This window comes from Novosphingobium sp. BL-A-41-Hi4A-0G (genome assembly GCF_055521735.1).
This window is the reverse complement of record NZ_JBVFVU010000003.1, coordinates 69787-94831: the sequence shown is the minus strand read 5'-3', so window position 1 is coordinate 94831 and position 25045 is coordinate 69787. Positions and strand designations below refer to the sequence as shown.

The window sequence follows — 25045 nt, the reverse complement described above, 5'->3', positions numbered from 1 at the left end:
GGGCCATGAGCGGCTGGCTGGCCATCGCCGGTCTGGGGCCGGGCGACGAGGCGCTGATTACGCCCGAAGTCACCGCCGCTCTGGCCGGGGCAAGCGATGTCATCGGCTATATTCCCTATGTCGCCCGGATCGCCCCGCGCGCCGGGCTGACACTGCATCCGTCCGATAACCGGGTGGAGCTGGACCGGGCCGCCCATGCGCTGGAACTCGCGGCGCAGGGGCGGCGCGTGGTGGTGGTATCATCGGGCGATCCGGGCGTTTTCGCGATGGCCGCCGCCGTGTTCGAGGCGCTGGAGGCAGGCCCGGCCCACTGGCGCGATCTCGACATCCGGGTGCTGCCCGGCATCACCGCGATGCTGGCCGCCAGCGCGCGGGCGGGGGCGCCGCTGGGTCATGATTTTTGCGCGATCAATCTGTCGGACAATCTCAAGCCGTGGAATTTGATCGAAAAACGGTTGCGGCTGGCGGCAGAGGCGGACTTTGCCATGGCCTTCTACAACCCGAGGTCAAAAGCCCGGCCCGAAGGTTTCGAACGTGTGCTGGAATTGCTGCGCGAAGTGTGCGGCCCGGATCGCCCGATCTTGTTCGCCCGCGCCGTATCGACGCCCGACGAGCAATTGCGGATCGTACCGCTGGGTCAGGCCCGTGCAGACATGGCCGACATGCGGACCATGGTGATCGTCGGATCAAGCCTGACGCGGATCATCGAACGGACAAGTGGGCGAAAGCTCGGTCCGATCCTCTACACGTCGCGTTCGGCCTTGGGTTCGGCGTCATGACCCAGCCAGACCAGTACATCTTCCGGGCGATAGCATTCGGCCCGGCCCGGAACGGCAGGGCGATCAATCATCAGGACCGGCAGGCCCAGATCCCGTGCGGCGATCAGCTTGGCCTCTGCGCCTTGCCCGCCAGCGTTCTTGCACACCACCAGATCGATGGCGTGCGCCTCCATCAATGCGCTGTCGCCTGTGGCGGTGAACGGCCCGCGATCGACGATCAGGGTGTGATGGGGCAAGCCCGGCGGCTGGTCTGGCGCATCGACAAAGCGCAACAGATAATGATGCTGCGGCTGGGCAGCGAAGGCTGCCACATGCATCCGGCCCAGCGCCAGCATTACGCGGCGGGAGTGCCCGGCCAGCGCTGCCACCGCACCGTCGATGCTGGCAACGCGGGTCCAGCGGTCTCCGGCGACCGGTTGCCACGCCCGGCGGGTCAGCGCTACATGAGGCACTCCGGCCAGGCGGGCCGCCTCCACGGCATGGCTGCTCATCGTTGCGGCAAAGGGGTGGGTCGCGTCCACCAGATGAGTCACGCGGTGGTGGCGCAGATAATCGGCCAGCCCCGCCACACCGCCGAACCCGCCGACACGCACCGGCACCGGTTGAGCGCGGGGGTTTTCGGTCCGTCCGGCATAGCTGAGCGTCGTCGCAATGCCCCGCGCGCCAAGCAGGCGGGCAAGCGCGCTGGCCTCTGTCGTGCCGCCCAGCAGGAGGACGTTGGGCATGGCTGATATGGCTCCTGAAGCGTGGTTGACGATCATCGGCATTGGCGAGGACGGGCCGGACGGCCTTTCCGCCGCCGCCCGCACGGCGCTGGCGCAGGCCGGACTGGTCATGGGACCGGCACGGCACCTGTCGCTGCTGCCCGCGATTACCTGTACCATGATCGAATGGCCAGTACCCTTTGCCGATGGCATTGCCCTGCTGATGCAACATCGCGGGCAGCGGGTGGTGATGCTGGCATCGGGCGATCCGTTCTGGTTCGGGGCGGGAAGCAGTGTGGCGCGCCTGCTTGATCCGGGCGAATGGGTGGCGATCCCCGCGCCTTCCACTTTCACGCTGGCGGTTGCGCGGCTGGGCTGGCCGGTTCAGGATGTGGCCTGTCTTGGTCTCCATGCCGCGCCGTTAGATCGGCTCAAGCCCCACCTGGCACCAGGGCGGCGCGTCATTGCACTGTTGCGCGATGGCGCGGCGGTGGCCGCGCTGGCGGACTATCTGACCGGCCAAGGCTTTGGCGCGTCAGCGTTGCATGTGATGGAAGCGCTGGGCGGGCCGCGCGAACGGGTTCGCACCGCGCGCGCCGAGGGGCTGTCTTTCACCGACATCGCCCATCCGGTAGCGGCCGGGATCGAGTGTGCCGGGCATGGCCCGTCCTTGCCGCTGACGGCGGGCCGACCGGACCACTGGTTTGCGTCCGACGGGCAGTTGACCAAGCGTCCGGTACGCGCGCTGACGCTATCGGCGCTGGCCCCGTGTGCGGGTGAGCTGCTGTGGGATATTGGCGCGGGATCGGGATCGATCGGGATCGAATGGCTGCTGGCCCACCTGGCCAACCGGGCCTGTGCGATAGAGGCGGATCCGGTGCGCGCGGACCGTGTGCGGGCCAACGCCGCTGCGCTGGGCGTTGATCGGCTGAAAGTTGTCGTCGGGATTGCGCCGGATGCCCTGCCACCGGGACCATTGCCCGATGCGGTGTTCATCGGCGGTGGTTTATCGGAAGCCTTGCTGGACACGCTATGGGCACGTTTGCCCGCCGGAACGCGGCTGGTGACCAATGCGGTGACGCTGGAATCAGAAGCGCTGCTAGCCCGGTGGCATGGCCAGAAGGGCGGGAGCCTCCTGCGCATCGAACTGGCCGACGCCGCACCGCTGGGCAACCGGCACGGCTGGCGCGCGCGCTATCCGGTGGTGCAATGGAGCGTGACGCTGTGATCATCGCCGGGTTCGGCTTTCGGTCAGGCGTCGGCCTGCCTTCGCTGCGCGCGGCGTTCGCGCTGGCGGAGCAGGGGCAACCGCCGGTGACGCATCTGGCCACGGCGCAAGACAAGCTCGCAGCGCTGCTCCCTCTGGCCGAAGCGCTGGGCCTGCCGCTGATGGGCGTGGCGTCCGATGCACTGGCTGCCGTTTCCACCCCCACGCGCTCCATCGCCAGCCTGAACGCTCGTCACGTCGGCAGCGTGGCCGAAGCGTCCGCGCTTGCCGCTGCTGGCGCGGGTGCGCGCCTGCTGTCGCCGCGCCACATCTCCCCCGATCGCATGGCGACGTGCGCCATTGCTGCCAGTGTCAACCTTCAGGGAACCCCGACATGACCGTCCACTTCATTGGCGCCGGTCCCGGCGCGCCCGATCTTCTCACTTTGCGCGGACGCGATCTGATCGCGGGCAGCCCGGTGTGCCTTTATGCCGGGTCGCTGATCCCGGTCGCCGTGCTGGATCATTGCCCGCCGGGCGCCCGGATCGTGAACACCGCGCCGCTGGAACTGGACCAGATCATGGCCGAAATCGCCGCCGCCCATGCCGCCGGGCACGATGTGGCGCGGCTGCATTCGGGCGATCTTTCGGTGTGGTCTGCCATGGGCGAGCAGTTGCGCCGCCTGCGCGCGCTGGACATTCCCTTTACGATCACACCCGGCGTCCCGGCTTTCGCCGCCGCCGCCGCTGCGCTGGAGGCAGAGCTGACCCTGCCCGCGCTGGCGCAATCGCTGGTGCTGACCCGCACACCGGGCCGCGCCAGCACGATGCCGCCCGCCGAAAGCCTGGCCAACTTTGCCGTGACCGGCGCGACGCTGGCCATTCACCTTTCGGTTCACAATCTGGCGCAAGTGGTGGCGGACCTGACGCCGGCCTATGGCGCGGATTGCCCCGTCGCGGTGGTCTGGCGCGCCAGTTGGCCCGATCAGCGGATCGTGCGCGCCACGCTCGACACTATTGAACAGGCCATCGCCGGGAGCATGGAGCGCACCGCCCTGATCCTGGTCGGGCGGGTGCTGGCGGCGCAGGATTTTGCCGAAAGCAGCCTCTATGCGCCCGGTTATGATCGCCGGTTCAGGCCGCAGGATGCCACGTCACGTTTTGGCGGTGCGGCCGAATGAGCGCGCGCCACCAGACTCCGGGATTGATGATCGCCGCCCCCGCATCGGGCACAGGCAAGACCACGGTGATGCTGGGCCTGCTGCGCGCCCTGACCGAAGACGGGCTGGCGGTGCAGCCGTTCAAGAGCGGGCCGGACTATATCGACCCGGCGTTTCACCGCGCGGCGAGTGGCAGGCCGTCGTTCAATCTCGATAGCTGGGCGATGGAGGACGATCTGATCGCTGCCATTGCGGCGCAGGCCGGGGGCGCGGACATGGTGCTGGCCGAAGGGTCGATGGGGTTGTTCGATGGCGTGGCCAGCAAGGGTGCGTCGGGCAATGGTGCCAGCGCCGACATGGCCCGCCGGATGGGCTGGCCGATCGTGCTGGTGCTGGATGTGTCGGGGCAGGCGCAGTCCGCCGCCGCCACCGCGCTGGGGTTCAGCAGCCTTGATCCGGGGCTGCCATTTGCCGGGGTGATCCTGAACCGCGTGGCCAGTCCGCGTCATGAACGGCTGGTGCGCAAGGGCATGGAGGCGGTGGGCATTCCGGTGCTGGGCGCCCTGCCAAGGCGCGGCGACCTGACCCTGCCCGAACGCCATCTGGGGCTGGTTCAGGCGGTGGAGCATCCCGACCTTGATCGCGCGATTGCCGAGTTTGCAGCGTTCCTGCGCGCCCATGTCGATCTTGACGTTATTCGCCTTGCCGCTGGTGCCGCACCACAAGCCGACGGCGGCAACCTGCCTGCCCCTCCGGCCCAGCGGATCGCCATGGCGCGCGATGCGGCCTTTTCGTTCGTCTACCCGCATCTGATCGAAGGCTGGCGGCGCGCCGGGGCGGAGATCCTGCCATTCTCGCCGCTGGCCGATGAAGCGCCTGCCGCCCATGCCGATCTGGTGTGGTTGCCCGGCGGCTATCCCGAACTGCACGCCGGGACCATTGCGGCGGCTGCAACATTCCTGTCCGGCCTGCGCTGCCATGCGCAAACGCGGCCCGTGCACGGCGAATGCGGCGGCTATATGGTGCTGGGGCAGGGGTTGATCGACAAGAGCGGAGAACGGCACCGGATGGCCGGGCTGCTGGGGCTTGTCACCAGCCATGCCCAGCGCAAGATGCACCTTGGCTATCGCCATGCCGAACTGCTGGTGCCGGTATCGCGCCTTGCCGCCGGGACCAGGCTGCGCGGGCACGAGTTCCACTATTCAACCATTGCCGAACAGAGCGACGCGCCGCTGGCGCTTGTGACCGATGCCGAAGGCGCGGCGGTGGCCGAAAGCGGATCGCATCGCGGCCATGTCACCGGCAGCTATTTCCACATGATCGCGCCCGCTTCGTGCCGAGATGCCCAATGATCGACCTCCACCTGATCGGTATCGGCACTGGCAACCCCGATCACCTGACAGCGCAGGCTGTCGCGGCGATGAACCGTGCCGACCTGATCCTGTTGCCGCGCAAGGGGCAGGCCAAGTCCGATCTGATCGACCTGCGCCGGGAGATCTGCGCGCAGGTGCTGACGGGGCCAACGCGGATTGTGGAATTTGACTTGCCAGTGCGCGGCAATGGGGCCACTTATCTGGATGACGTCAACGCTTGGCATGATGCCATTGCCGATGCGTGGCGGGTGCAGATCGCCGAACATTTGCCCGGCGGTGGCAAGCTGGCGCTGCTCGTCTGGGGTGATCCCTCGCTGTATGACAGCACCTTGCGCATTGCTGACCGGCTGCGCAGCGCGGGGGTGGAAATCGCCGTGCGGGTGGTGCCGGGCATCACCAGTATTCAGGCGCTGACCGCTGCCCATGCCATGCCGTTGAACCCGCTGGCCGGCCCGGTGACGATCACCACCGGGCGGCTGCTGCGCGCCCATGGCTGGCCTGCCGGAGCCGACACGATTGTCGTGATGCTTGACAGCGGTTGCGCGTTCGAGGGGCTGCAACCGCAAGGCATCACCATCTGGTGGGGCGCTTATCTGGGCATGGCGCACGAGGCGCTGGAACAGGGCCCCCTGGCGCAAGCCGGTCCCCGGATCGCGTTGCGCCGGGCGGAACTGCGCGCGCGCCATGGCTGGATCATGGATGTCTATCTCATGCGAAGGGAATTGGCCGATGGAACCTGAAAACCAAGTAGAAGTTGCAGGCGGCGATGCCCGCCACGCCGAAAAGATGCGCAAGAAGCAGACCGCGCAGGCCAAGATCATGGCCAGCAAGACCCGCGAACAGGGCCTGCTGATCGTCCACACCGGCAAGGGCAAGGGCAAAACCAGCGCGGCGCTGGGCATGGTGGTTCGCGCCATTGGCCACGGCATGAAAGTGGGGGTGGTCCAGTTTGTCAAAGGGGCGATGAAAACGGGTGAAAAGGCCGTGTTCGATGCCTTTCCCGACAATGTCGAATTCAAGCCGATGGGCGAGGGTTTTACCTGGGACACGCAGGACCGCACACGCGATATCGCGGCCGCCCGCGCCGGCTGGGACGAGGTCAAGCGCATGATCGCCGATCCCAGCTATCACATGGTGCTGGCCGACGAACTGAACATCGTGCTGCGGTATGATTATCTGCCGGTCGATGAAGTGGTGGCGGTGCTGACCGCGCGCGACATGATGAAGCACGTTATCGTCACAGGCCGCAACGCCCCCGAGGCGCTGATCGAGGCGGCCGACCTTGTTACCGAAATGACCATGGTCAAGCATCCATTCCGCTCCGGCGTGAAGGCCCAGGCCGGCATTGAATTTTGACCGGGGATCGAGTTCTGAGCGCGGTCCCGCCTGTGTTCGGCGCGGAATTTGCGGAGCAATTCATGCAATTGCTGCGCTGGCGGCGCGATGTCCGGCATTTCGACCGCCGCGCCGTGGGCGAAGCGGACATGCGCGCGCTGCTGGCCTGTGCCTCGCTTGCGCCGTCGGTCGGCAATGCGCAGCCGTGGCGATTTGTGCGGGTGCGGACGCCTGACATCCGCGAGGCGCTGGCCGCCCATGCCGATGGGCAAAGTGCACAAGCGGCGGAGCGTTATGCCGGGCAGGCGCGGCACGATCACTACCTGTCGCTAAAGCTGCACGGCTTGCGTGAAGCGCCCGAACTGATGGCGGTGTTCTGCGATGAACTGCCCGAGGCGGGGCACGGCCTTGGCATTGCCACCATGCCTGAAATGCTGCGATATTCCTGTGTGCTGGCGATCCACAATCTCTGGCTCGCGGCACGGCTGCGCGGCATTGGCCTTGGCTGGGTGTCGATCGTTGATCCGCCTTTGGTTCAGGCCATGCTGGATGTACCCGCGCATTGGTCGCTGATCGCGCTGCTGTGCATTGGCTATCCGGCAGACACATCCGACACACCCGAACTGGAACGGCACGGTTGGCAACCGCGTGAACCGTGGAGCGACCGGGTGTTCGAACGATGATTTTCAATCAAAGGACCAGAAAACCATGCTGATACCCGTGGAGGACGGCCCCGCTATCGTGGCCTGCAACACTTGCCGCCATAGCGCCGATGCGCGTGAGGACTCCGCCGGGACGCGCGGCGGCGCGCAACTGGTGGCGGCGCTGCGACAGGTACAGGAGAGCGACGCGCGCTATGCCGGGGTGGCGGTGCAGGAGATGCCGTGCCTGTTCGCCTGCACCGATTTCTGCACAATCCACCTGCGCGCGCCCGGCAAGGTCGGCTATGTTCTGGGCCGGTTCACGCCGGACGAGGACGCCGCCACCGCCATTCTGGACTATGCGGTCCACTATGCCGCCAGCGAACATGGCCGGGTGCCGTTCAAGCAATGGCCGCAAGGCGTGAAGGGGCATTTCATAACCCGCACCCCGCCGCAGGGCTTCGTTGCGGAATGAGCCGGTTTGCGTCCCTTGCCGCCTTTGAAGCGGCGCTTGAGCGTTTGCCTGTGGCCGATGCGGACGCCATCACCGCTGCGCGGGCGCGGCAGGCCAGCCTGACCAAGCCCGCCGGATCGCTGGGGCGACTGGAAGACATCGCGGTGTTTATGGCCGGATGGCAGGGCACGGCGCAGCCGGTGATCGAACAGGGCCGCGCGGCGATCTTTGCCGGGAATCATGGCTTCGTTGTCCACGGGGTCAGCGCCTTTCCCGCCAGCGTGACTGCCGCGATGGTCGGCAATTTCGCTGCCGGAGGTGCCGCCATCAACGCACTGGCCGGGGCCGCCGGACTTGATCTGCGGGTCATCGCACTCGATCTGGACCGGCCCACGGCGGACTTCACCATCGCTGCGGCAATGGACGAGACGGAGTGCCTTGCTGCACTTGCTGCCGGAGCGGCGGTGGTGGAGCCGGGGCTGCACCTGCTGGTCGTTGGCGAAATGGGCATTGGCAATTCAACCGCCGCCGCCGCGCTTTGCGCGCGCAGTTATGGCGGCAGTCCCGCGCAATGGGCCGGGCCGGGAACGGGCGTTGATGCGGGCGGAATTGCGCGCAAGGTAGCCGTGGTAGAGCGGGCGCTGGCCTTTCATGCCGATGCGCCGGACACCCCGTTTGAAATCCTGCGCCGGTTGGGCGGGCGCGAAATCGCAGGCGTTGCCGGGGCCGTGCTGGAGGCGCGCCGTCTGCGCATCCCGGTGGTGCTGGACGGGTTCATCAGTTGCGCCGCACTGGCGCCGCTGGCCGCCGCCGTTCCGGCGATCACCGATCATTGTCTGGCGGGCCATTGTTCGGCTGAACCGGGGCATATCCGCTTGCTGGAGCATCTGGGCCTTGATCCCCTGCTGTCGCTGGGGATGCGATTGGGCGAAGGCAGCGGCGCGGCGCTGGCCGTGTCGGTAATCCGGGCAGCGCTGGCCACGCACAACGGCATGGCCACTTTTGCGCAGGCCGGGGTGGCAGACGGCCTGTGAGCAGCTTTCCCCTTTATCTCCTGCGCCACGGTGAACCGGAAGGCGCGGGGCGGCTGATTGGTCTTACCGATGCGCCGCCTATTGCCGCCGGTATCGCGGCCTGCGCCGATCAGGCGCGGAATCTGGCGGCTGAAGTGCTGATCGCTTCCGACCTGTCGCGGGCGCGTTTGGCGGGCGAGGCCATTGCCCTTGCGACCGGTGTGCCGCTGTCAATCGATCCGCGCTGGCGCGAACTGGACTTTGGCGCATGGGACGGGATGGCTCCCGGCGATGTAGAAGGCGCGGCACTGGCGCGGTTCTGGGACGATCCCGATGGCCATGCGCCGCCCGGTGGAGAACGCTGGTCGGCGCTGGTGGAACGAGTATCCAGCGCCCTTGGCGATCTGGCCGCGCGGCCGACGCTGATCGTCACGCATGGAGGCGCGATGCGGGCGGCGCTGGCGGTGTTGTGCGGGTTTGACATGCACCAGACGTGGGCCGTTGACCTGCCCTACAATTGCCTGCTGACGTTGCGCGTCTGGCCCGGAGCAACCCCCACGGCACAGATCGCGGGGCTTTATCCGTGAGGGGCTTCATCATCGCCCTGCAATTCCTGACGCGGCTGCCTATGCCAGCTCCACTGCGGACAATCGTCGTGGATGATGCCGCGTTTGCCCGGTCGATGCGCTGGTTTCCCGCTGTAGGCCTGGTTATTGGTGCAGCGGTTGCGGGAGCCGCATGGGCAGGCGCGCTGGTCGATCACCGGCTGGGCGCATTAGCCGCACTGATCGTCTGGGTGGGCGTGACCGGCGCGCTGCACCTTGATGGCCTGGCCGACCTCGCCGATGCCAGCGGCGCGGCGCATAAAGATCGCGAGCGGCTGCTGGCCGTTCTGGCCGATCCCCATGTCGGCAGCTTCGGCGTTGTCGCGATTGTGCTCCAACTGCTGAGCAAGTTGGTGCTGCTGGATATGCTGGTGGATGCACGGGCGTTTGGCGCGCTGGTACTGGTGCCGTTTGCCGCGCGCATCGGCCCGCTGGTGTGGACATGGTGGCTGATGCCGCTGCATCAGGGGCTGGCGGCTCGATTCCGTTCCGCCATCGGCCCGATCGATCTTGCGGGCTGGGCGGCCGCGCTGGCAGCGGCGGCGTGGTTCACTCCGGCGCTGCTTGTCACACCATTGCTCGTTCTGTGGTGGGGGTGGCACGTGCGCCGCGCGTTGGGCGGGATTTCCGGCGATGGCCATGGTGCAGGCATCGAGTTGATCGAAACCGGCTTGCTGCTGAGCGTGGCAATCACGGGCCTATGGATACACACGACATGAACAGCTTCAGTTTTCACGGCGGCAGGTTGGCCGATGCCATGGCGCAGTTCGGCATGGGCAAGGCGCCGTGGATCGACCTGTCCACCGGCATCAATCCGCATGGCTGGCCCGGCGCGGACAATCTGGCAGTGGACTGGCAGGCGCTGCCCGACACCGGCGCGCTGAACGATCTGGAGGCCGCTGCCGCCGCCTGTTTCGGCACTGACCCAGCCCATGTCTGTGCCGTACCAGGCACGGAGATCGGCCTGCGGATGCTGGGTGACATCCTGCCCGGCGCTGCCATCCACGCCCAGCCCAGCTATCGCACCCATGGCGAAATGATTCCCCGCAGCCGCCCCGTAGCCCTGACCGAGCTGACCGGAACGGAGGAGGCGACCATCATCCTTGCCAATCCCAATAACCCCGATGGCCGGATCATGTCGCCTGCCACCCTGCTTGGCTGGCTGGCGGCGCGGCGCGACAGCGCAGCGTGGCTGGTCGTGGACGAAGCCTTTGCCGATGCCGCCCCGCACAGCAGCCTTGCCGCCCATGTGCAGGACGGACAGCGGCTGATTATCTTCCGCTCGTTCGGCAAATTCTTCGGGCTGGCCGGGGTGCGGCTCGGCTTTGTGCTGGGACCGCGCGCGCTGATCGCGCAATATCGGCAGCGGCTGGGCAGTTGGCCGCTATCGGCAGCGGCGCTGGCCATCGGCACAGCGGCATATCAGGATGTGGACTGGACAGCCGCCATGCGGATGGCCTTGCGTGAACAGGCGGATGCGCTGGACGCGGTGCTGGCGCGGCGGGGCTACAGCGCGATAGGTGCTTGCCCGCTGTTCCGGCTGATCGAAACGGACGATGCCGCCGCGCTGTTCGAACGCCTTGCGCGCCATTCCATCCTGACGCGGCCGTTCGATTACGATCCGCGCTGGCTGCGCCTGGGCCTGCCCGCCGACCGACAGGCGCTGGATCGCCTTGATGCGGCGCTGGCTGATGATTGATCTGACTGCTTTCCTGGCCTTGGTGCTCGACGCGGCAGTGGGCTGGCCTCAGCCGCTGTATCGCCGGATCGGCCATCCTGTGGGCATCTTTGCGCGGATTATCGCCGCGCTGGAACGGCGCTGGAATGTCCCCTCGCGTTCCGATGGACAGCGGCGCATGGCCGGGGCGGTCACCGTCCTGATCCTGCTGGGTATGGCGGGCGGTGCGGGCTGGGTGCTGCAAAGTCTGCTCGTGGCAATCGCCGGGCCTTGGGCCTGGCCCCTGATCGCTGTGCTGGCCTGGCCGGGTCTGGCGCAGCGCAGCCTGTACGACCACGTCCGCCTCGTTGCCGATGCGCTGGAGCGGCAGGATCTGCCAGCCGCGCGCGCCACAGTCGGCATGATCGTTGGCCGCGATACAGCCGCGCTTGATGACGCGGGTGTTGCCCGCGCGGCGATCGAGAGTCTGGCGGAAAGTTTCTGCGACGGGGTGGTCGCGCCGTTGTTCTGGCTGCTGGTGCTGGGGCTGCCCGGTATCTGGGCCTATAAAGCGATCAACACCGCCGACAGCATGATTGGGCACCGCGAGGAGCGATGGCGCGCCTATGGTTGGGCTGCGGCCCGCACCGACGATGCGATGAACCTCATTCCAGCGCGCCTGTCGGGATTGCTGATCTGCCTGTGCGGCGGGGGTGGCTGGCGGATATTGTGGCGCGATGCGTCCAGGCACGCCTCGCCCAATGCGGGCTGGCCCGAGGCCGCGATGGCTGGGGCGCTGGGGCTGCGCCTGGCTGGGCCAATCGCTTATGACGGGATTCTTTCGGACAAGCTCTGGATTGGGGAGGGAGACCGCCCGGCCCGGACAGAGGATATTTGGCGCGGATTGGGCATCTACGCCCGTGCATGTCTGTGCCTGTGGTTCATGGCGGCCGGTATTGCAGGAGGTGCAGCATGGGCGCTATAATGCTTCAGGGCACCGGCTCTGATGTGGGCAAATCCGTGCTGGTGGCGGGGCTGTGCCGCGCCCTGGTGCAGCGGGGTTTGCGGGTCTTGCCGTTCAAGCCGCAGAACATGTCGAACAATGCTGCCGTCACCAGCGATGGCGGCGAGATCGGCCGGGCGCAGGCCTTGCAGGCAATCGCCTGCAAGGTGGAGCCGCATACCGACATGAATCCGGTGCTGCTGAAACCGCAGGCCGACCGCACATCGCAACTGATCGTGCATGGTCGGGTGCGCGGCACATTGGGCGCGGGCAATTTTCGGCAGGCACGGGGCGCGCTGCTCGGCGAAGTTCTGGCCAGCTATAACCGGCTCCGCCGGGCGTGCGACATCGTCGTTGTCGAGGGTGCCGGCTCTCCTGCGGAAATCAACCTGCGCGCTGGCGACATCGCCAATATGGGCTTTGCGCGAGCGGCAGGCGTGCCCGTCGTGCTGGTCGGCGATATTGATCGCGGCGGAGTCATTGCCGCCATCGTTGGCACGAGAACGATCATCGACCCCGCCGACACGGCGATGATCCAGGGTTTCATCATCAACAAGTTTCGGGGGGATCCCGCCCTGTTCGCCGATGGCTACGCCCAGATCGAAAGCCTCTCAGGCTGGCGCGGCTTCGGCGTTGTCCCATGGTTGAGCGCGGCGGCGCGGCTCCCCAGCGAGGATGCCGTGGTGCTGGAGAGCGGCAAGGCGCGGGCTGAAAGCCGCAAGCTGATCGCCTGTCCGATCCTGCCGCGCATATCTAATTTCGATGACCTCGATCCGCTGAAGCTCGAACATGGTGTGGACCTGCACATGGTTCCGCCCGGCCAGCCGATCCCGGCAGAGGCCGCACTCATCATCCTGCCCGGGTCAAAGTCGACAATCGCCGATCTGGCCGCTCTGCGTGCAGAGGGCTGGGACATCGATATTTTTGCGCATCACCGGCGCGGCGGGCTGATCCTTGGGCTTTGCGGTGGTTACCAGATGCTCGGCAAAAGCATCGCCGATCCCGATGGGTTTGAAGGTTCGGCCAGCGCTGCCAGCGGCCTTGGCCTGCTTGATGTTGAAACGACCTTGCACGCGCACAAGGCGTTGCGTCCGGTCAGCGGGCTGGCGATGGGCGCGCCATTCCAGGGATATGAAATGCACATGGGGCAAACCAACGGGCCGGATACGGAACAGCCCTTCGCCGTTTTCGCCGATGGCCGCCGCGATGGCGCGATAAATGCGGGCGGCACGGTGTTTGGTTCCTATGTCCACGGCCTGCTGGCTGATGCGGAGCTGCGCCGGGCGCTGCTGTCGCGCATGGATGTAGAAGCCGGGGGCGTGGACTATGGCGCCTCTGTCGAGGCGGCGCTGGACGAGATCGCAGCCGCGCTTGAGGAGCATCTCGATATTGACGCGCTGGTGGCGCTGGCCATGGCGGAGAGACCCGCTTCCGTCCCGGCGGGAGACAGCGCATGAGCAGCGCCTTGTCCCACTTGCTGGTGCTGGGCGGCGCGCGTTCGGGCAAGAGCCGCTATGCGCAAGGCAGGGCAGAGGCCCTGGCGGGTGAACTGATCTATCTGGCCTCAGCCCAGGCCTTCGATGACGAGATGCGCGAGCGGATTGCCCTGCACCGTGCCGATCGTGGGCCGCGCTGGTCAACCGTCGAGGCCCCCCTGGAACTGGCGGAGGCGATCACGGTATATAGCACGCCCGAGACGGTGGTGCTGGTCGATTGCCTGACGCTGTGGGCTTCGAACCTGATGCTGGCGGAACGCGATACGGCTGCCGCTACGGAAGGACTGACGCGCTCGCTTTCAGCCGCACGGGGGCCGGTCATTCTGGTCGCCAACGAAGTGGGTCTGGGCATTGTACCCGACAACGCCCTTGCCAGAAGGTTTCGCGATGTTGCGGGCCGCATCAATCAGGAAATAGCGGCATTGGTTGAAGAGGCAGTCATAATGTTCGCCGGCCTTCCCTTGACGCTGAAACCTAAAGGATGAGCGGCTAGCCATACCACTTGCCACTGTGCAACTCGTGGGGGCAGGTGGTATGGAGCAAAGCCAGATCCAGCGTGTCGGTGAGGCCGCCGGCCATCATTGTGGTGCACAGCTGCCACTAGATGATGTAGCGGGAATAACGGTGTCTGCGGCTCGCTGATTAGCGACTACGCCTTCGGACGCGGGGATCCCCGACCGCAGAGGTAATCACCGAAGTGCGCCAGTGCTCGACTGTCGACCGGTTTTGACAGCCTGGCCCGTTTTTTGTCCCGGTGTTGACACCTGAGCCGGAAACCTTTTGCCCCAGACCCCCATCCGCCCCATCTCACGCTAGCTAAGGCGGGTTGCGGCGAAGCCTGCCGTTTGAGCGGCGCACGTCGAACGGCAGCATTGTCCCACTCCTCGCCATTCCATGCTGCACAGATGGATCATACCAAGAGGAAAACCGTGGGGCGTTAGGGCTCAACCGGGAAAGTCGGCATCGATGGCTCCGGCATAGCTGCTCCACATGCTCGAAACAGTGCTCTGATGACAGACGGCGCTGCCTCTATCGGAATAAACGCCCGGGTACGAAACGAGATGATTTCCGTGAAACAGCCGATGCTCTTGAGCCAAGGCAGCTGATCGACAGGCGCCCTGACGATTTCGTAGCGCTGCTCGCCTGCCACGCGCGACCATCTGATGGTCGCCTCGAACGGCTGCTTGATAGGGACTGTCCGGCCTTCGCCGAGCGCCTTGATGATCGTATCCGGGGTTAGTTCAACGGTGGAGGCAATGTCGAACTTCTCGAGCAGCTTCGCCACATCGAGTTCGTGGACCATGCGGCCGAGCCAGCTTCTGCCCTCCTCGTCGACGATCCGCCGAACCTCCAGATAGTCGATAGGCAGGCTCGACCAGATCGGCAGGAGAAGTCCGGTCGCAAGGTACACGGTCTCTGTCGTTAGCCGTTCGGCAAGCTCCGCAACCTCGCTTTGCCACAGCTTCTCGAAAGTCCGGCGCGGAGCTTCTTCCCAGGCCGATTCCGCAAGGTCATCGAAGTGGTGGTATTCGCGCCGGAGCGGACGGTGGAGGATAACCCGCCTGATTAATTCGCCCTGTTCGGTCATGAAGTGCCGCGAAGGTTCGGCCAGGGCTGCTTTCCCGCTCTTGGTGTTTTGGAGCAGAATGCAGCCGTCAGCGTAGTCGCGGCGATCAAGGACACGCTCAAGGGAGATCGGCCGTGCTCTCGTCTTGAGAGCCAGCTGCAGCAAATGCGACGTGGCACCGGTTCGCTCGTCGGTCCGCAAGACTATGTCTTCGACAACCTCGGCCTGTTCGACCCGCAGGGTCTCGACGCCAACATCGAGCGAACCGGCCTCGCGCGCAGCCGACACCCGCGCTTCGACCAACCCCAGAAATTCTTCGAAGATCGCATTCTGCATTCCGATCGGCAGCGCAAGGATGCGGTTGAGCCAACGCTGGATTGGCGGAAGGTCCTCTTCGAGAACACCATCTTCGGAGACAATCTTGAGCCCGCTCCGGCGCTGGAAATCGATCAGCGTTGCGCTCTTGAGCTTGCCGTGTGCCAGCAAGGCAAACCAGGTCGAGAGAGCCGCCTTGGCATATTCGCTTTCGAGATTGTCGGCAGGGTCAAACAGGTTCTGGCCGCCAGTCTGGCGTTGGCCTCGCGTCAGCGCCCCCAAGCTGTCGAGCCTGCGCGCAATGGTGCTTGTGAACCGCAGTTCCCCCTTGCAGTTCGTGGTCACAGGCCGGAACAGCGGTGTGTTGGCTTGATGGGTCCGGTGCGTTCGACCCAGCCCCTGGATGGCGCGGTCGGCTCGCCATCCCGGCTCAAGCAGGAAGTGGATGCGCCGCTTCTGGCAAGCTGCATCAAGGCTGGCGTGGTAGGACCGTCCGGTGCCGCCCGCATCGCTGAAGACAAGGATCGGCTTCCTGCCATCCATGAAATGGTCGGTCTCGGACTGGTTTGTCCGCGGCGAGCGGGTCTCGAGACGCTGCTGGCCGTCGCTTTGGGTTATGAGCCGCTTGCTGCGCCCGGTCACCTCGGCGACCTTCTCCGGTCCGTAGTGCTCGATGATCCCGTCCAGCGCTGGCTTGATCGGCGGCATGGCACACAAGTGCTCGATCATCTCGCCGCGGCGGGCGATCGCAGTCTGGTTGTGGACTGGACGGCCTTCCTCATCGAACATAGGTGTCGAGCGCTGGGTGCCGGTATCATCAACGAATACCTGCATCTGTTGCGTGGGGAAGGCGCGCTCAAGGTACTCAATCACCGCGTCGAGCGGGCTGAGATCGAGGTCGAGTTCCGCGCGCTCTTCTGGCGAGAGGCTGTCGAGACGGCGATCGAGGATGCTTTCGGCGGTCGAAACCAGTTGGACCACAACCACCTCGTCGCGATCCAGATGGAGATTGATGGCAGCAATCAGCGTGGGCAGCTTCATCGACAGCAGCAGCTGGTTGAAGAACCGCTGCTTGGTGCTTTCAAACCGGCTTCGCGCTGCGGCTTTCGCACCGCTGTTGAGCGTTGTGCCGTCGATTTCGTCGACGACGCCGGTCAACTCCAGCGCCTCCTCAAGGTTCTGATGGATGATAGCCCAAGCGTCGGCATAAGTGTCGTAGACGGCGATCTGTTCGGCGGTCAGATCATGTTTCAGGATCTCGTATTCGACGCCTGCAAAGCTAAGCGCGCGCGCCTGATAGAGGCCCAGTGCCTTGAGGTCCCGCGACACGAGTTCCATCGCAGCGATGCCCCCTGCCCTGATCTGGCTGATGAAATCTTCCCTGTTGGCAAACGCAGTACCGGGCCCCCACAGACCGAGGCGTACGGCATAGGCAAGGTTGTTGACCTCCGAGGCCCCAGTCGCAGAGGCGTAGAGAACCCGGGCATCGGGCAGATTGTTTTGCAGCAGCACGCCGGCGATGCCCTGCAGCGATCCGCTTTTCGTGCCGCGGGCGCCCTCGCCCCCTGCAACACCGCCCATCTCGTGGCTCTCATCGAAGGCGATGACACCGTCGAAATCCTCGCCGGCCCAATCGAGCAGCTGCTTCAGGCGCGTGGCGTCCTGACGCTGGCTACGAAGGGTCGGGTAAGTGACGAACAGGATCCCTTCGCGAAACGGAACGGCCTGATCGATCTTCCAGTTGGAAAGCGGCTGAATGTCGGCCGCAAGGCCCCCGATGGCGCTCCAGTCGCGGCGCGCGTCTTCGAGCAGGCTTTCGTTCTTCGAGACCCAGATGGCCTTGCGGCGTCCGGCAAGCCAGCCATCAAGGATGCAGGCGGCGATCTGTCTGCCCTTCCCTGCCCCCGTGCCATCACCGAGGAAATAGCCCTTGCGGTAGGCGCGTCCATGCTCGCCCAGCTGCAGGCCTACACCCTCTTCAGCCGGAACGAACAGGCCAGGCAAATGCTGCTGCCACGCGTTCCCGGCATAGATGACAGTTTCGATCTGGGCCTCGGAGAGCAGGCTTTCCTGCAAGACCCGATCCTGCAGCGCCGGGACATAATCCGGGACAGGTGCCGGGATTGATCCCATGGCCACGCTTTCGACGAGCGGCGTCGGATGCTCGCGTGCACCAACAATGTCGACCCGGCTTGGCCGGTAGGGGATGTAGACCCCGCTTTGCTCACCGAGCACGCGCGGCTTGTCCAAGGTACTGAACGCCAGCGCTGCGATTTTGGGGGCTTGGGCGGCCCTTGCTTTGACGGGCTTTGTGATCGGCGTTGCCCGCATGGCTTTGAAGAGCGCACCCGGCTTTGCGTTCGGCGGCACCGCGCGCGGTTCGCAGTCGGGCTGGATTGTCACGCGTTTGATGATTGGAACCGCAGACGCGACGTCTGCAACTGTCTCCCGCGCCAAAACTGGAGGTCTGATCTGCCCCGGGATCTTGTCGATCACGTACATGCGCACGGCCACGCTGGTGCCCTGCTTGTGATAGCATTTATCGAGCCGGATGGATGTGCGGACCGTGCAAGAGGCAAAGGTGTCTTCGTAGATTTTCGCAAGCTTTGCGCTCGTCGTGAACCAGTCCGGCATGATCGCGACGATCCGTCCTCCTTGCCTGAGGCGCGTTATGGCAGCGCGCAGGTGACGCACCGCTGCGAACTCGTCTGCCCCTCGCCCCATTGACCTAGAGAACGGTGGGTTCATCAGGATCAGGCTTGGCTGCACAGCCGCGTCGAGATGCGAAGCCAGCATGGCTCCATCGATCCCTGTTGTGGTGGCCTGGGGGAACAGCAGAACCAGCTTCTCACGCCTGCGCGGATCGATTTCGTTGAGGTGCAATGCGCTGATATCGGGTAAAGTTGCCACAAGAGCGCCATGTCCGGCGCTCGGTTCAAGAACGATATCGGTTGCGAGCGGTTGCGCCAAAATCACGGCCAGGCTTGCGAGGTCTGCGGGCGTCGAGAATTGCTGGTACTTGATCTGGTCTTCACTTCTGACCGTATGCGTCGGCAGTGCATCGATAAGCGCACTGATCTCCGAAATCTGGGTCAGCATCTGAGGTTTGTTCAGCAGTCCGGCCATGTGGCGCGTCAAGGCTGCCTCGAGCAGGTCAAAAGCGTCCCTCTGGCTCCAGGTGCCGTTTGCGGAGCCCTCCCCGTAGAGCTGGCGCATTGTCTCAAACAGGCGTTGCTTGTTCGCTAGTCCGGTGGCGATGGCGTGCTGGATTTCAGTGATTGCTGCGTCCAGCTTCTGGCTGGATTGCTCAAAAAGGTCGGTCACGGTCTGCTCCTGATGCTGAACCGCATCAGGCCTTCCCCCTCCCCTTTCGTTTGGGCGGGACGGGTTCATGATCGTTCCCAAGCTCTGCAAGGACAGCGCCAACCACTTTCCGTGCGCAGGCTGTACCGAGTTGGATTGCAGAATAGGAAGCCGCATCTCCACGACCTACGACAAGATGCGCCTCTCAGTTTTCGGAATTAGGGAATGGTACCAGCTTTGTGATATCGGTTTGACTTTTACGGATGGAAATGGTCATAAAACGCTAACTGGGTCGCGGAATTGTGATTCATCGAAAGGCTGGCGCATGACCTATACCGTGAACACACTGCGAAACATGACTAGATCGTGCGAGATGATGCGTGATCGGGTCAAGGCCGTAGTGTTCAAACCGGATGATCGGAAGGTGCTCGACATCACCTTTGGGCCAACGGCGGCGGCGGAATTGGTCGGAAGAACGCCTGAAGCGCTTGCCAAGGCAGAGAAGGAAGGACGTCTCGCGCCTCCCAAGCAGCTCACCAATGGCCGCCGCTATTACACACTTGAAGACCTTACTCATATTCGCAAGGCGCTGAACATTCATCCGGGCAAGCTCGCCCATGAAAACGCGGTCGTAGTTGCAGTGCAGAATTTCAAGGGTGGCGTTGGCAAGAGTACTATTACCAAGCATTTTGCCGATTTTCTTGCCCTCAATGGGTACAGCGTGCTCGTGATCGATTGTGATCCGCAGGCCTCAACGACCACGATGTTCGACATTCAGCCCGAAACGTTAATTGATGACCAAGAATCATTGGGCAACTTTTTGTCGCCCCGCAGCACTTTCGATGATTTCAGCAAGGCTATCCGGGACACGGCATGGCCCACAATCAAAATAGTGCCATCAAGCCTTGGCCTGCAGGATGCAGAGTGGGACCTCACGGCGACGCTCACGGAGGGCGGGCAAGCGGTGCGCGAGGGACTTCAGCGTCTGCGGATTGGCATCGACAGTATTATCAAGGACTTCGATGTCGTTTTGCTCGATCCGCCGCCGGCGATGGGGTTTTTGGGTCTCAATGTAATGGCGGCCGCAACAGGCATGCTCATTCCTGTTCCTGCCCGGCAGCTCGACTACCTCTCGACCATCCACTTCATGGACACGATCGCCGAGAACATCGAGATCCTTGAGGCGCACGGAACACCCGTTGATTATGGGTTCATTCGTGTTGTCTGCTCAGCTTACACCCCGAGCAAGCCCGGTGAGGCCGACATGTGGAAGATGATGAAGGCCACCTATGCCAATTATCTTCTGAATCAGCCCATCCTTGCCTCGGAAGAAATCAAGAATGCGACTCAAGCCTTCCGATCAATCTACGAAAGCAAGCCATCGGCAGCTCACGCAACTTATCAGCGCTGCAGGGACAATCTCAATGCAGTCTTTGGCGAAATTCTGAACGAGATACACGAACAGTGGCCGTCCAAAAGCATTTCGCGACGGTCATCTAACACGGCGGGGAGTGTTGCAGCATGAGCCGTCGTTCATTGATTGGCGAGGCCCTCGCCTCCCCTGCCCCAGACCAACCCTCTGCCCCCGAAGCAAAAGAAGCTACAGGGGCAGCTGCATCGCGCAATTTCACAACACGTCGGCTTGAAGGCTTCACGGAAGCAGCGCGGATGGTCAAGCGCCCTACCATCCGGCTCAAGCCAGCAGAATGTTTGATCTGGCCGGGGAACGCCCGTGACTACGAACGGCTCACCGAGCCCCGTTTGCGTTCTCTGATTGAATCGATCCAGGCAGAGAATGGGAACCGCATCCCAGTAGTCGTGCGTCGAAAGCAGCAAGGTGAGCAGCAATATGAGCTGATCATCGGCACCAGGCGCCACTGGGCTGTCGCGTGGCTCAACGCGAATCACTATCCGGACATCGAACTCGTCGCGATCATCGAAGATCTCGATGACGAAGCTGCGTTCCGCCTTGCTGACATCGAGAACCGCGAAAGGGAAGACATCTCAGACCTGGAGCGCGGTTTGAACTACAAGGCGGCAGTCGATACTTATTACGATGGCCTTCAGGCCCGGCTTGCCGAACGCGTGAAGATTTCGAAATCCACTCTCGCTCGGTACATTGGCCTAACAGAGATTCCGCAAACAATCGTAAGCGCATTTGCCTCGCCAATGGAACTTCAGGTCCGGTACGGTGACAAGCTTCTTCCAGCCATACGCAACCCATCGCTGCGCCCCAGAATGGAGGAAGCAGCAAAGCAAATCGCTGCGGAACAAAGTTTCCGGCAATCGGGAGACGAAGAGCCAATTTCCGGCCCTCAGGTTGTTATCCGTCTGCTCAAGGCAGTTTCAGGCAGGCCTGGCCGTGTCCAGAAAGCCGTAATTGAAGCCGCAGGATCGTCCATTGGTGTCATCGAAAAAGATCGTGCACGAGGACTCACGATAACGATCAACCCCACTGATTTGAGCGCTGACGAAATCCTCGATGCATTGCGCCCTCTGATTGAGAAGGCGAAGATTCTAAAAAGGCCTGCCCGATGAAGGAGGGTTGCGAACCCACCTATGGCCATGTCTTCACCACTCTAAAAATGTGGTTTTTATCGTTTTTTTACATATACTTAACTAACCCCTCCCACATGTGGGACAGTGGCAGATTTAATGGGCGAAGAACGTGAGCGAGCCAGAGCAGTCCTCCTCTGGCCGCCGAGTGCAGTTCGAGATGTTCTTCACGCTGCCTGATTTCAGCGATATCTCGCTGCGGGACTATCAGGAGACCATGCAGCGCCCTTTCTTCAGTCTTTCGAAGAAGAAACGCCTGAAACCCATTGAGTACCTCAGTCCGGATAAGTCCGTCACCGTGCATGTGTCAGCCAACCCAGCCTATGGCATGGCGACCATCTGGGATGCAGATATCATGATCTATCTGGCGTCCCACCTCAACGAACTGCGCGAGCGGGGAGACAACGACCTGTCGCCGACCATTAGGGTTCAACCTGGCGATCTTCTCAAGCGAATCTGCTGGGGTGTAAGTGGGCGCGCCTATGAGCGTCTGATCGCAGCCCTTGATCGTCTTCAGGCCACGACGATCAAGACGAACATCCGAGCGAACTCTAAATCCCGCGAGACCACATTTTCGTGGATCGATAGCTATACTCATCTCGTTGATGAACGAACCCAGCGTTCGCTCGGAATGGAAATCACGCTTTCCAAGTGGTTCTTCGACGGCGTCATGGACAAGCGAAATGTCCTTGCGATCTCGCCTTTGTATTTCGAGATAACGAGTGGACTCGGGAAATGGCTCTACCGCGCAGCTCGCAAGCACGCTGGTGGCAATGGTCCGGAAGGTTTCACGATTGGCTTCGAAACTCTTCATCAGAAAAGTGGTAGCGAGAGCTCCCTGCCCTCGTTCAAGAATAAAATTCTCGAACTGGCGCGAGCCAATAACCTCCCGGATATCAGTCTGGAAGTCATTGGGGCAGAGACACCGCGTCCAAAGCTGAAGATGGTGATGCGTCGCCATCTCGAAAAGCCTTCCGGGAAAACCGGCGAAAGTGGCTCTGTCACCACGGAGAGCAGAGCACAGCGCAGTCAGCAGGCATCTCTCCCAAAGGCCTCCAAGGTCAGCCCTCCGCAGGAATTCGTTGATCCTGCCCTCGTGCGCAAACTCCTTGCAACAACGAGTGCGAGCCTGCGCCCCGAACAACAAGCCGATGCTTCAGCAGAAATGGCCAACAACGCAAGCCAATCTCAGTCACGACGAAGGGGAGGGGGGGCTCAGGACACACTCGATCCCGAAATCTATCAGGCCATCCGTGCTGAATGTCCTGGTTGGGATCTCGATGCCCTGATGCGGCAATTCGATTCCTTTCTGAACAGCAATCCGCATGAGTTGCCAAGGAACTACTCGAAACGGTTCTACGGCTTCATTAAGAAGCACCATGAGCGCAATAAGCATACGCTTCCCGGCTTTTAAAGGGCGCGCACTTCTGCAGGACCGGTTATGAGCGCCCGGGGCTAGTGCAGCTGCCGCTCTGCTAGACCTGGTGACGGTCTACGGCGGGCATCGCGATTTATCGTAAAGATAAGAACAGCGCCGTGAAGCGCCACCGCTAACGAACGTGTTTTCGGGAATCACTTCGCTTCGCCTATCCAATCAGCAAACTATGTCTGCGTTCGGCACCTGCTGAGGAATCGCTAACAAGGCCAAGAGCACCGGCTTTGAAACTCCGACCATGCTTCAGCTGGTCATCTTTGACCGAAATCAGCCATCTAACGTGCAAATGTCGAACCTACTGGCAGATTGCCTAAGCCTCCACTTCGGGCACTGCTTCCAAGAAGCGCGACGGGTCAGCCGACAAGCCGGGGGAAAATAACCCCTCCAAAGCCATTCCCGAAAACACGTTCGACCGGAGATACCGCATTTCCGAAAACACGTTCGTTTCAGCCTAAGGCCAAATGGCGATCAGAAAGTTTGGGATCGGCGCATCATATATGAATCGGAACGCTAACTGATCCTCTGGCCTCACGCTCTGAGCCGCGCTTTCAAAGTTATCAACAGGGCGGGAGGGTGGCGAACGTGTGATCGGGCATCAGATGACGTGTTATTAGAATCTGGCTGTCGTGCTATCAGAAACCGAACGTCGTGTTTTCAGATTCGGCATAGCCACCCCGACTCGCGAGAAATCAGGAGTTTGCATGCTAATCGCGAGCAGGTAACCTCTTAACCTTAGAATCTAAATCCCCTAACGTTTCGCCTGCGGCGGATTTGTTATTGATTTGATTCAGGATTAAGGAAGGCCGACATATCCCTGTGGAATGACCGCTTTGCGTGCGACGCGGTCATTCCACAGGGATAGCGGCTCCGCAGATTAGCGCTGGTCAGAGCCTCAAGATCGATTCCCTGAATCACGATAGGGACCTGTGATTCAAAATTCCGATTGGCCTAACTCCCCGTGGCTATCGCATACTCCTCCGCATGTTAGAGGATGAACAAAGGGAATGTTAGATTTGGCTAGAAGCCAAATATCCTGCTCTCAATGTTGCAAGGCGCTACGTTATATCTCGAAGCCAGGACCTGTTCGGGGTTTCGATCGTCGAACTGACTTGGGGCAGGATAGGCACGCGAGGGCAGGGCAAGCGGTTGTCGTTTGCGGACGCTGCTGACGCTGCTGACGCAGAACACTTTATCGCTGGCCTCCTGCGCCGCCGGGCAAGCGCAACACGACGGATTGGTGTTCCCTACCGCGAAGTGCATCGTACCTAAGGCTTGGTATCTCCATTCTCGTCAGTGGCGTACCGGAAAGATCGAGTTGTCGGCGGGTCGCAAACGTACGAGATCCAGTTGCTCAAGAGTTGACACTGCCAACGACGCAGTGCGTTTTGTTACACCAAGCGCACGCGCCAGTTCTGCGCGGGTGAGGGGACCAAGTCCCCTGATGACAAGCCAGGCCTGTGGCGCAGTCGACGAAGCATTTCGATCAGCGAGCACTGCATCACCCCGCGCCAATGCGCCATGCAAAGTGTAGAGATCATCCGCGGCATGATCGCAGGCAGTCCCGAGTGCCGACTGCAGTAGGGCGGGAAGGGGATCTTCCTGTATCTCCCGAAACAGCGCACACGGCAGAACCCCTGCGAGCGCGATGGGGGGCGAACCAAGCCCGAACAGGTGTGGGCGCATGGCGACGGCCAGCGATGCGGCCCACGCAGCTCCACGCGGCGCTGGGCGGGTGATTGCGATCCCCTCGAACTCGACGATCTCGCTGCCGCCTTCCAGAAAATCGATCTCCTTGGTCCGCAACACTGCGATCAAGTCGAGCAGGGTGGCCACGGGGTCATCGCTGGGAAGCAGTGCATCAAGGCGGTCCAGCGCGACATCGGCGGGGGCAAAGGCGCTGGAGAAACTCTCTGTGCTGTTTTTGGCGGCAAGTGCCATTCGGGCAGCTGCAGCAAGGGCAGGGGATGCGCGCCGGACGATCCACGACAAAAAGTCGCGTCGCTCGGCCGCATACCACGAGCGCACCAGTTCGTCGGCGTCGAGGCCTGGATTGTGCTCAAGTCCCGCATTTTCAAAGGCAAAGTCGCGAACATGGAGTCGCCAAAGCCGCCGCAGCGAGGCCAAAGCAAGGGCTTGACCGAGTTGCGGCGACACGAAGGGCAGCGCGCCTGCGATGCGGGAAAGCGTCAATTGCCAGGGGGCAGGGGAGGCGGGCACAAACAGATGGTATACTAAACCTGCAAAAAGTATACTCTGCTTGTACGGTTTGTTTGCTGTCCGATAAGAGCCCTTCACGGACGACACGCTATTCTATATGAAGGAGCCGAAATTCGTGTCGGTTTCTGTCGGTTTCCCCGTTTGGCCGGACTCGACGGTTCTCTGCGGCGCAGGCTGTCGAGATTTTCCCAGATCGCTGGATTCTTGGTAGCAAAACACTGGACTG

23 protein-coding genes are annotated in these 25045 nt (G+C 62.9%); 20 read left to right on the top strand and 3 right to left on the bottom strand.

Annotated features, from left to right (window positions below; all coding sequences use genetic code 11):
- The first annotated feature begins 5 nt into the window (after positions 1 to 5).
- On the top strand, positions 6 to 779 hold the full coding sequence (cobJ, locus tag ACZ1JX_RS20280) for a precorrin-3B C(17)-methyltransferase (protein ID WP_041549922.1): 774 nt from the start codon (positions 6 to 8) through the stop codon (positions 777 to 779).
- Here cobJ and ACZ1JX_RS20275 read toward each other — a convergent pair.
- Positions 743 to 1504 carry a cobalt-precorrin-6A reductase gene (locus tag ACZ1JX_RS20275; RefSeq protein ID WP_011443999.1) on the bottom strand — a complete coding sequence of 254 codons (762 nt, stop codon included), beginning with the start codon at positions 1502 to 1504 and terminating at the stop codon, positions 743 to 745. The two genes, cobJ and ACZ1JX_RS20275, sit on opposite strands and share 37 nt — an antisense overlap.
- 7 nt (positions 1505 to 1511) lie before the next feature.
- Here ACZ1JX_RS20275 and ACZ1JX_RS20270 point away from each other — a divergent pair, with 7 nt between their 5' ends.
- The 15 genes from ACZ1JX_RS20270 to cobU all read left to right on the top strand — a co-directional run bounded on the left by ACZ1JX_RS20270 (position 1512) and on the right by cobU (position 13911).
- Positions 1512 to 2711, top strand: a complete 1200-nt coding sequence (locus tag ACZ1JX_RS20270; RefSeq protein WP_011443998.1) for a bifunctional cobalt-precorrin-7 (C(5))-methyltransferase/cobalt-precorrin-6B (C(15))-methyltransferase — start codon at positions 1512 to 1514, stop codon at positions 2709 to 2711.
- Complete coding sequence (locus ACZ1JX_RS20265; protein ID WP_011443997.1) at positions 2708 to 3088, top strand: cobalamin biosynthesis protein; 381 nt, start codon at positions 2708 to 2710, stop codon at positions 3086 to 3088. Before ACZ1JX_RS20270 ends, ACZ1JX_RS20265 begins: the two co-directional genes overlap by 4 nt.
- The gene (cobM, locus tag ACZ1JX_RS20260; RefSeq protein WP_011443996.1) at positions 3085 to 3870 is read left to right on the top strand and encodes a precorrin-4 C(11)-methyltransferase; all 786 of its coding nucleotides are present in this window, start codon (positions 3085 to 3087) and stop codon (positions 3868 to 3870) included. The genes ACZ1JX_RS20265 and cobM overlap by 4 nt, the downstream gene beginning before the upstream one ends.
- The gene (locus tag ACZ1JX_RS20255; RefSeq protein ID WP_011443995.1) at positions 3867 to 5201 is read left to right on the top strand and encodes a cobyrinate a,c-diamide synthase; all 1335 of its coding nucleotides are present in this window, start codon (positions 3867 to 3869) and stop codon (positions 5199 to 5201) included. The genes cobM and ACZ1JX_RS20255 overlap by 4 nt, the downstream gene beginning before the upstream one ends.
- Complete coding sequence (cobF, locus tag ACZ1JX_RS20250; RefSeq protein ID WP_011443994.1) at positions 5198 to 5962, top strand: precorrin-6A synthase (deacetylating); 765 nt, start codon at positions 5198 to 5200, stop codon at positions 5960 to 5962. The genes ACZ1JX_RS20255 and cobF overlap by 4 nt, the downstream gene beginning before the upstream one ends.
- Positions 5952 to 6578 (top strand): cob(I)yrinic acid a,c-diamide adenosyltransferase, encoded by a 627-nt coding sequence (cobO, locus tag ACZ1JX_RS20245; RefSeq protein ID WP_011443993.1) that lies wholly within the window; start codon positions 5952 to 5954, stop codon positions 6576 to 6578. Before cobF ends, cobO begins: the two co-directional genes overlap by 11 nt.
- A gap of 62 nt (positions 6579 to 6640) precedes the next feature.
- Positions 6641 to 7240 carry a 5,6-dimethylbenzimidazole synthase gene (gene bluB / locus ACZ1JX_RS20240; protein WP_011443992.1) on the top strand — a complete coding sequence of 200 codons (600 nt, stop codon included), beginning with the start codon at positions 6641 to 6643 and terminating at the stop codon, positions 7238 to 7240.
- 25 nt (positions 7241 to 7265) lie between these two features.
- Positions 7266 to 7673: a DUF1636 domain-containing protein gene (locus tag ACZ1JX_RS20235; protein ID WP_011443991.1), complete on the top strand. Its 408-nt coding sequence runs from the start codon at positions 7266 to 7268 to the stop codon at positions 7671 to 7673.
- Positions 7670 to 8686 (top strand): nicotinate-nucleotide--dimethylbenzimidazole phosphoribosyltransferase, encoded by a 1017-nt coding sequence (gene cobT, locus ACZ1JX_RS20230; protein ID WP_011443990.1) that lies wholly within the window; start codon positions 7670 to 7672, stop codon positions 8684 to 8686. The genes ACZ1JX_RS20235 and cobT overlap by 4 nt, the downstream gene beginning before the upstream one ends.
- Positions 8683 to 9252: a histidine phosphatase family protein gene (locus ACZ1JX_RS20225; RefSeq protein ID WP_011443989.1), complete on the top strand. Its 570-nt coding sequence runs from the start codon at positions 8683 to 8685 to the stop codon at positions 9250 to 9252. The genes cobT and ACZ1JX_RS20225 overlap by 4 nt, the downstream gene beginning before the upstream one ends.
- A complete protein-coding gene (locus ACZ1JX_RS20220; RefSeq protein WP_011443988.1) occupies positions 9249 to 9989 on the top strand; it encodes an adenosylcobinamide-GDP ribazoletransferase in 741 nt (246 codons plus the stop codon). The genes ACZ1JX_RS20225 and ACZ1JX_RS20220 overlap by 4 nt, the downstream gene beginning before the upstream one ends.
- On the top strand, positions 9986 to 10969 hold the full coding sequence (gene cobD / locus ACZ1JX_RS20215; protein ID WP_011443987.1) for a threonine-phosphate decarboxylase CobD: 984 nt from the start codon (positions 9986 to 9988) through the stop codon (positions 10967 to 10969). Before ACZ1JX_RS20220 ends, cobD begins: the two co-directional genes overlap by 4 nt.
- Positions 10962 to 11912 carry an adenosylcobinamide-phosphate synthase CbiB gene (cbiB, locus tag ACZ1JX_RS20210; protein WP_011443986.1) on the top strand — a complete coding sequence of 317 codons (951 nt, stop codon included), beginning with the start codon at positions 10962 to 10964 and terminating at the stop codon, positions 11910 to 11912. The genes cobD and cbiB overlap by 8 nt, the downstream gene beginning before the upstream one ends.
- Complete coding sequence (locus ACZ1JX_RS20205) at positions 11900 to 13387, top strand: cobyric acid synthase (protein ID WP_041549915.1); 1488 nt, start codon at positions 11900 to 11902, stop codon at positions 13385 to 13387. The genes cbiB and ACZ1JX_RS20205 overlap by 13 nt, the downstream gene beginning before the upstream one ends.
- Entirely contained in the window at positions 13384 to 13911 is a 528-nt protein-coding gene (cobU, locus tag ACZ1JX_RS20200) for a bifunctional adenosylcobinamide kinase/adenosylcobinamide-phosphate guanylyltransferase (RefSeq protein WP_011443984.1), read from the top strand. The genes ACZ1JX_RS20205 and cobU overlap by 4 nt, the downstream gene beginning before the upstream one ends.
- A 452-nt stretch (positions 13912 to 14363) precedes the next feature.
- On the opposite strand, the gene ACZ1JX_RS20195 is transcribed toward cobU, so the two are convergent.
- The gene (locus ACZ1JX_RS20195) at positions 14364 to 18632 is read right to left on the bottom strand and encodes a strawberry notch family protein (RefSeq protein ID WP_231471966.1); all 4269 of its coding nucleotides are present in this window, start codon (positions 18630 to 18632) and stop codon (positions 14364 to 14366) included.
- A gap of 304 nt (positions 18633 to 18936) precedes the next feature.
- On the opposite strand from ACZ1JX_RS20195, the gene ACZ1JX_RS20190 reads away from it, so the two are divergent.
- The 4 genes from ACZ1JX_RS20190 to ACZ1JX_RS20175 all read left to right on the top strand — a co-directional run bounded on the left by ACZ1JX_RS20190 (position 18937) and on the right by ACZ1JX_RS20175 (position 23871).
- Positions 18937 to 20136, top strand: coding sequence for an AAA family ATPase (locus ACZ1JX_RS20190; RefSeq protein ID WP_371823739.1), 1200 nt, complete (start codon positions 18937 to 18939; stop codon positions 20134 to 20136).
- Positions 20133 to 21149, top strand: a complete 1017-nt coding sequence (locus ACZ1JX_RS20185; RefSeq protein WP_231471968.1) for a ParB/RepB/Spo0J family partition protein — start codon at positions 20133 to 20135, stop codon at positions 21147 to 21149. Before ACZ1JX_RS20190 ends, ACZ1JX_RS20185 begins: the two co-directional genes overlap by 4 nt.
- Positions 21150 to 21327: 178 nt before the next feature.
- Positions 21328 to 22581 carry a replication initiator protein A gene (locus tag ACZ1JX_RS20180; protein WP_371823740.1) on the top strand — a complete coding sequence of 418 codons (1254 nt, stop codon included), beginning with the start codon at positions 21328 to 21330 and terminating at the stop codon, positions 22579 to 22581.
- A gap of 1032 nt (positions 22582 to 23613) precedes the next feature.
- Positions 23614 to 23871 carry a WGR domain-containing protein gene (locus tag ACZ1JX_RS20175; RefSeq protein WP_256448285.1) on the top strand — a complete coding sequence of 86 codons (258 nt, stop codon included), beginning with the start codon at positions 23614 to 23616 and terminating at the stop codon, positions 23869 to 23871.
- Positions 23872 to 23892: 21 nt separating this feature from the next.
- On the opposite strand, the gene ACZ1JX_RS20170 is transcribed toward ACZ1JX_RS20175, so the two are convergent.
- Positions 23893 to 24906: a hypothetical protein gene (locus ACZ1JX_RS20170; protein ID WP_465126966.1), complete on the bottom strand. Its 1014-nt coding sequence runs from the start codon at positions 24904 to 24906 to the stop codon at positions 23893 to 23895.
- Positions 24907 to 25045 lie beyond the last annotated feature (139 nt).

What these genes read in the sequence shown, in the direction of transcription:
- cobJ (WP_041549922.1), top strand. Translation starts at nt 6, where the DNA reads ATGAGCGGCTGGCTGGCCATCGCCGGTCTGGGGCCGGGCGACGAGGCG.
- ACZ1JX_RS20275 (WP_011443999.1), bottom strand. Translation starts at nt 1,504, where the DNA reads ATGCCCAACGTCCTCCTGCTGGGCGGCACGACAGAGGCCAGCGCGCTT.
- ACZ1JX_RS20270 (WP_011443998.1), top strand. Translation starts at nt 1,512, where the DNA reads ATGGCTCCTGAAGCGTGGTTGACGATCATCGGCATTGGCGAGGACGGG.
- cobM (WP_011443996.1), top strand. Translation starts at nt 3,085, where the DNA reads ATGACCGTCCACTTCATTGGCGCCGGTCCCGGCGCGCCCGATCTTCTC.
- ACZ1JX_RS20255 (WP_011443995.1), top strand. Translation starts at nt 3,867, where the DNA reads ATGAGCGCGCGCCACCAGACTCCGGGATTGATGATCGCCGCCCCCGCA.
- cobF (WP_011443994.1), top strand. Translation starts at nt 5,198, where the DNA reads ATGATCGACCTCCACCTGATCGGTATCGGCACTGGCAACCCCGATCAC.
- cobO (WP_011443993.1), top strand. Translation starts at nt 5,952, where the DNA reads ATGGAACCTGAAAACCAAGTAGAAGTTGCAGGCGGCGATGCCCGCCAC.
- bluB (WP_011443992.1), top strand. Translation starts at nt 6,641, where the DNA reads ATGCAATTGCTGCGCTGGCGGCGCGATGTCCGGCATTTCGACCGCCGC.
- ACZ1JX_RS20235 (WP_011443991.1), top strand. Translation starts at nt 7,266, where the DNA reads ATGCTGATACCCGTGGAGGACGGCCCCGCTATCGTGGCCTGCAACACT.
- cobT (WP_011443990.1), top strand. Translation starts at nt 7,670, where the DNA reads ATGAGCCGGTTTGCGTCCCTTGCCGCCTTTGAAGCGGCGCTTGAGCGT.
- cobD (WP_011443987.1), top strand. Translation starts at nt 9,986, where the DNA reads ATGAACAGCTTCAGTTTTCACGGCGGCAGGTTGGCCGATGCCATGGCG.
- cbiB (WP_011443986.1), top strand. Translation starts at nt 10,962, where the DNA reads ATGATTGATCTGACTGCTTTCCTGGCCTTGGTGCTCGACGCGGCAGTG.
- ACZ1JX_RS20205 (WP_041549915.1), top strand. Translation starts at nt 11,900, where the DNA reads ATGGGCGCTATAATGCTTCAGGGCACCGGCTCTGATGTGGGCAAATCC.
- cobU (WP_011443984.1), top strand. Translation starts at nt 13,384, where the DNA reads ATGAGCAGCGCCTTGTCCCACTTGCTGGTGCTGGGCGGCGCGCGTTCG.
- ACZ1JX_RS20190 (WP_371823739.1), top strand. Translation starts at nt 18,937, where the DNA reads ATGACCTATACCGTGAACACACTGCGAAACATGACTAGATCGTGCGAG.
- ACZ1JX_RS20185 (WP_231471968.1), top strand. Translation starts at nt 20,133, where the DNA reads ATGAGCCGTCGTTCATTGATTGGCGAGGCCCTCGCCTCCCCTGCCCCA.
- ACZ1JX_RS20180 (WP_371823740.1), top strand. Translation starts at nt 21,328, where the DNA reads ATGTTCTTCACGCTGCCTGATTTCAGCGATATCTCGCTGCGGGACTAT.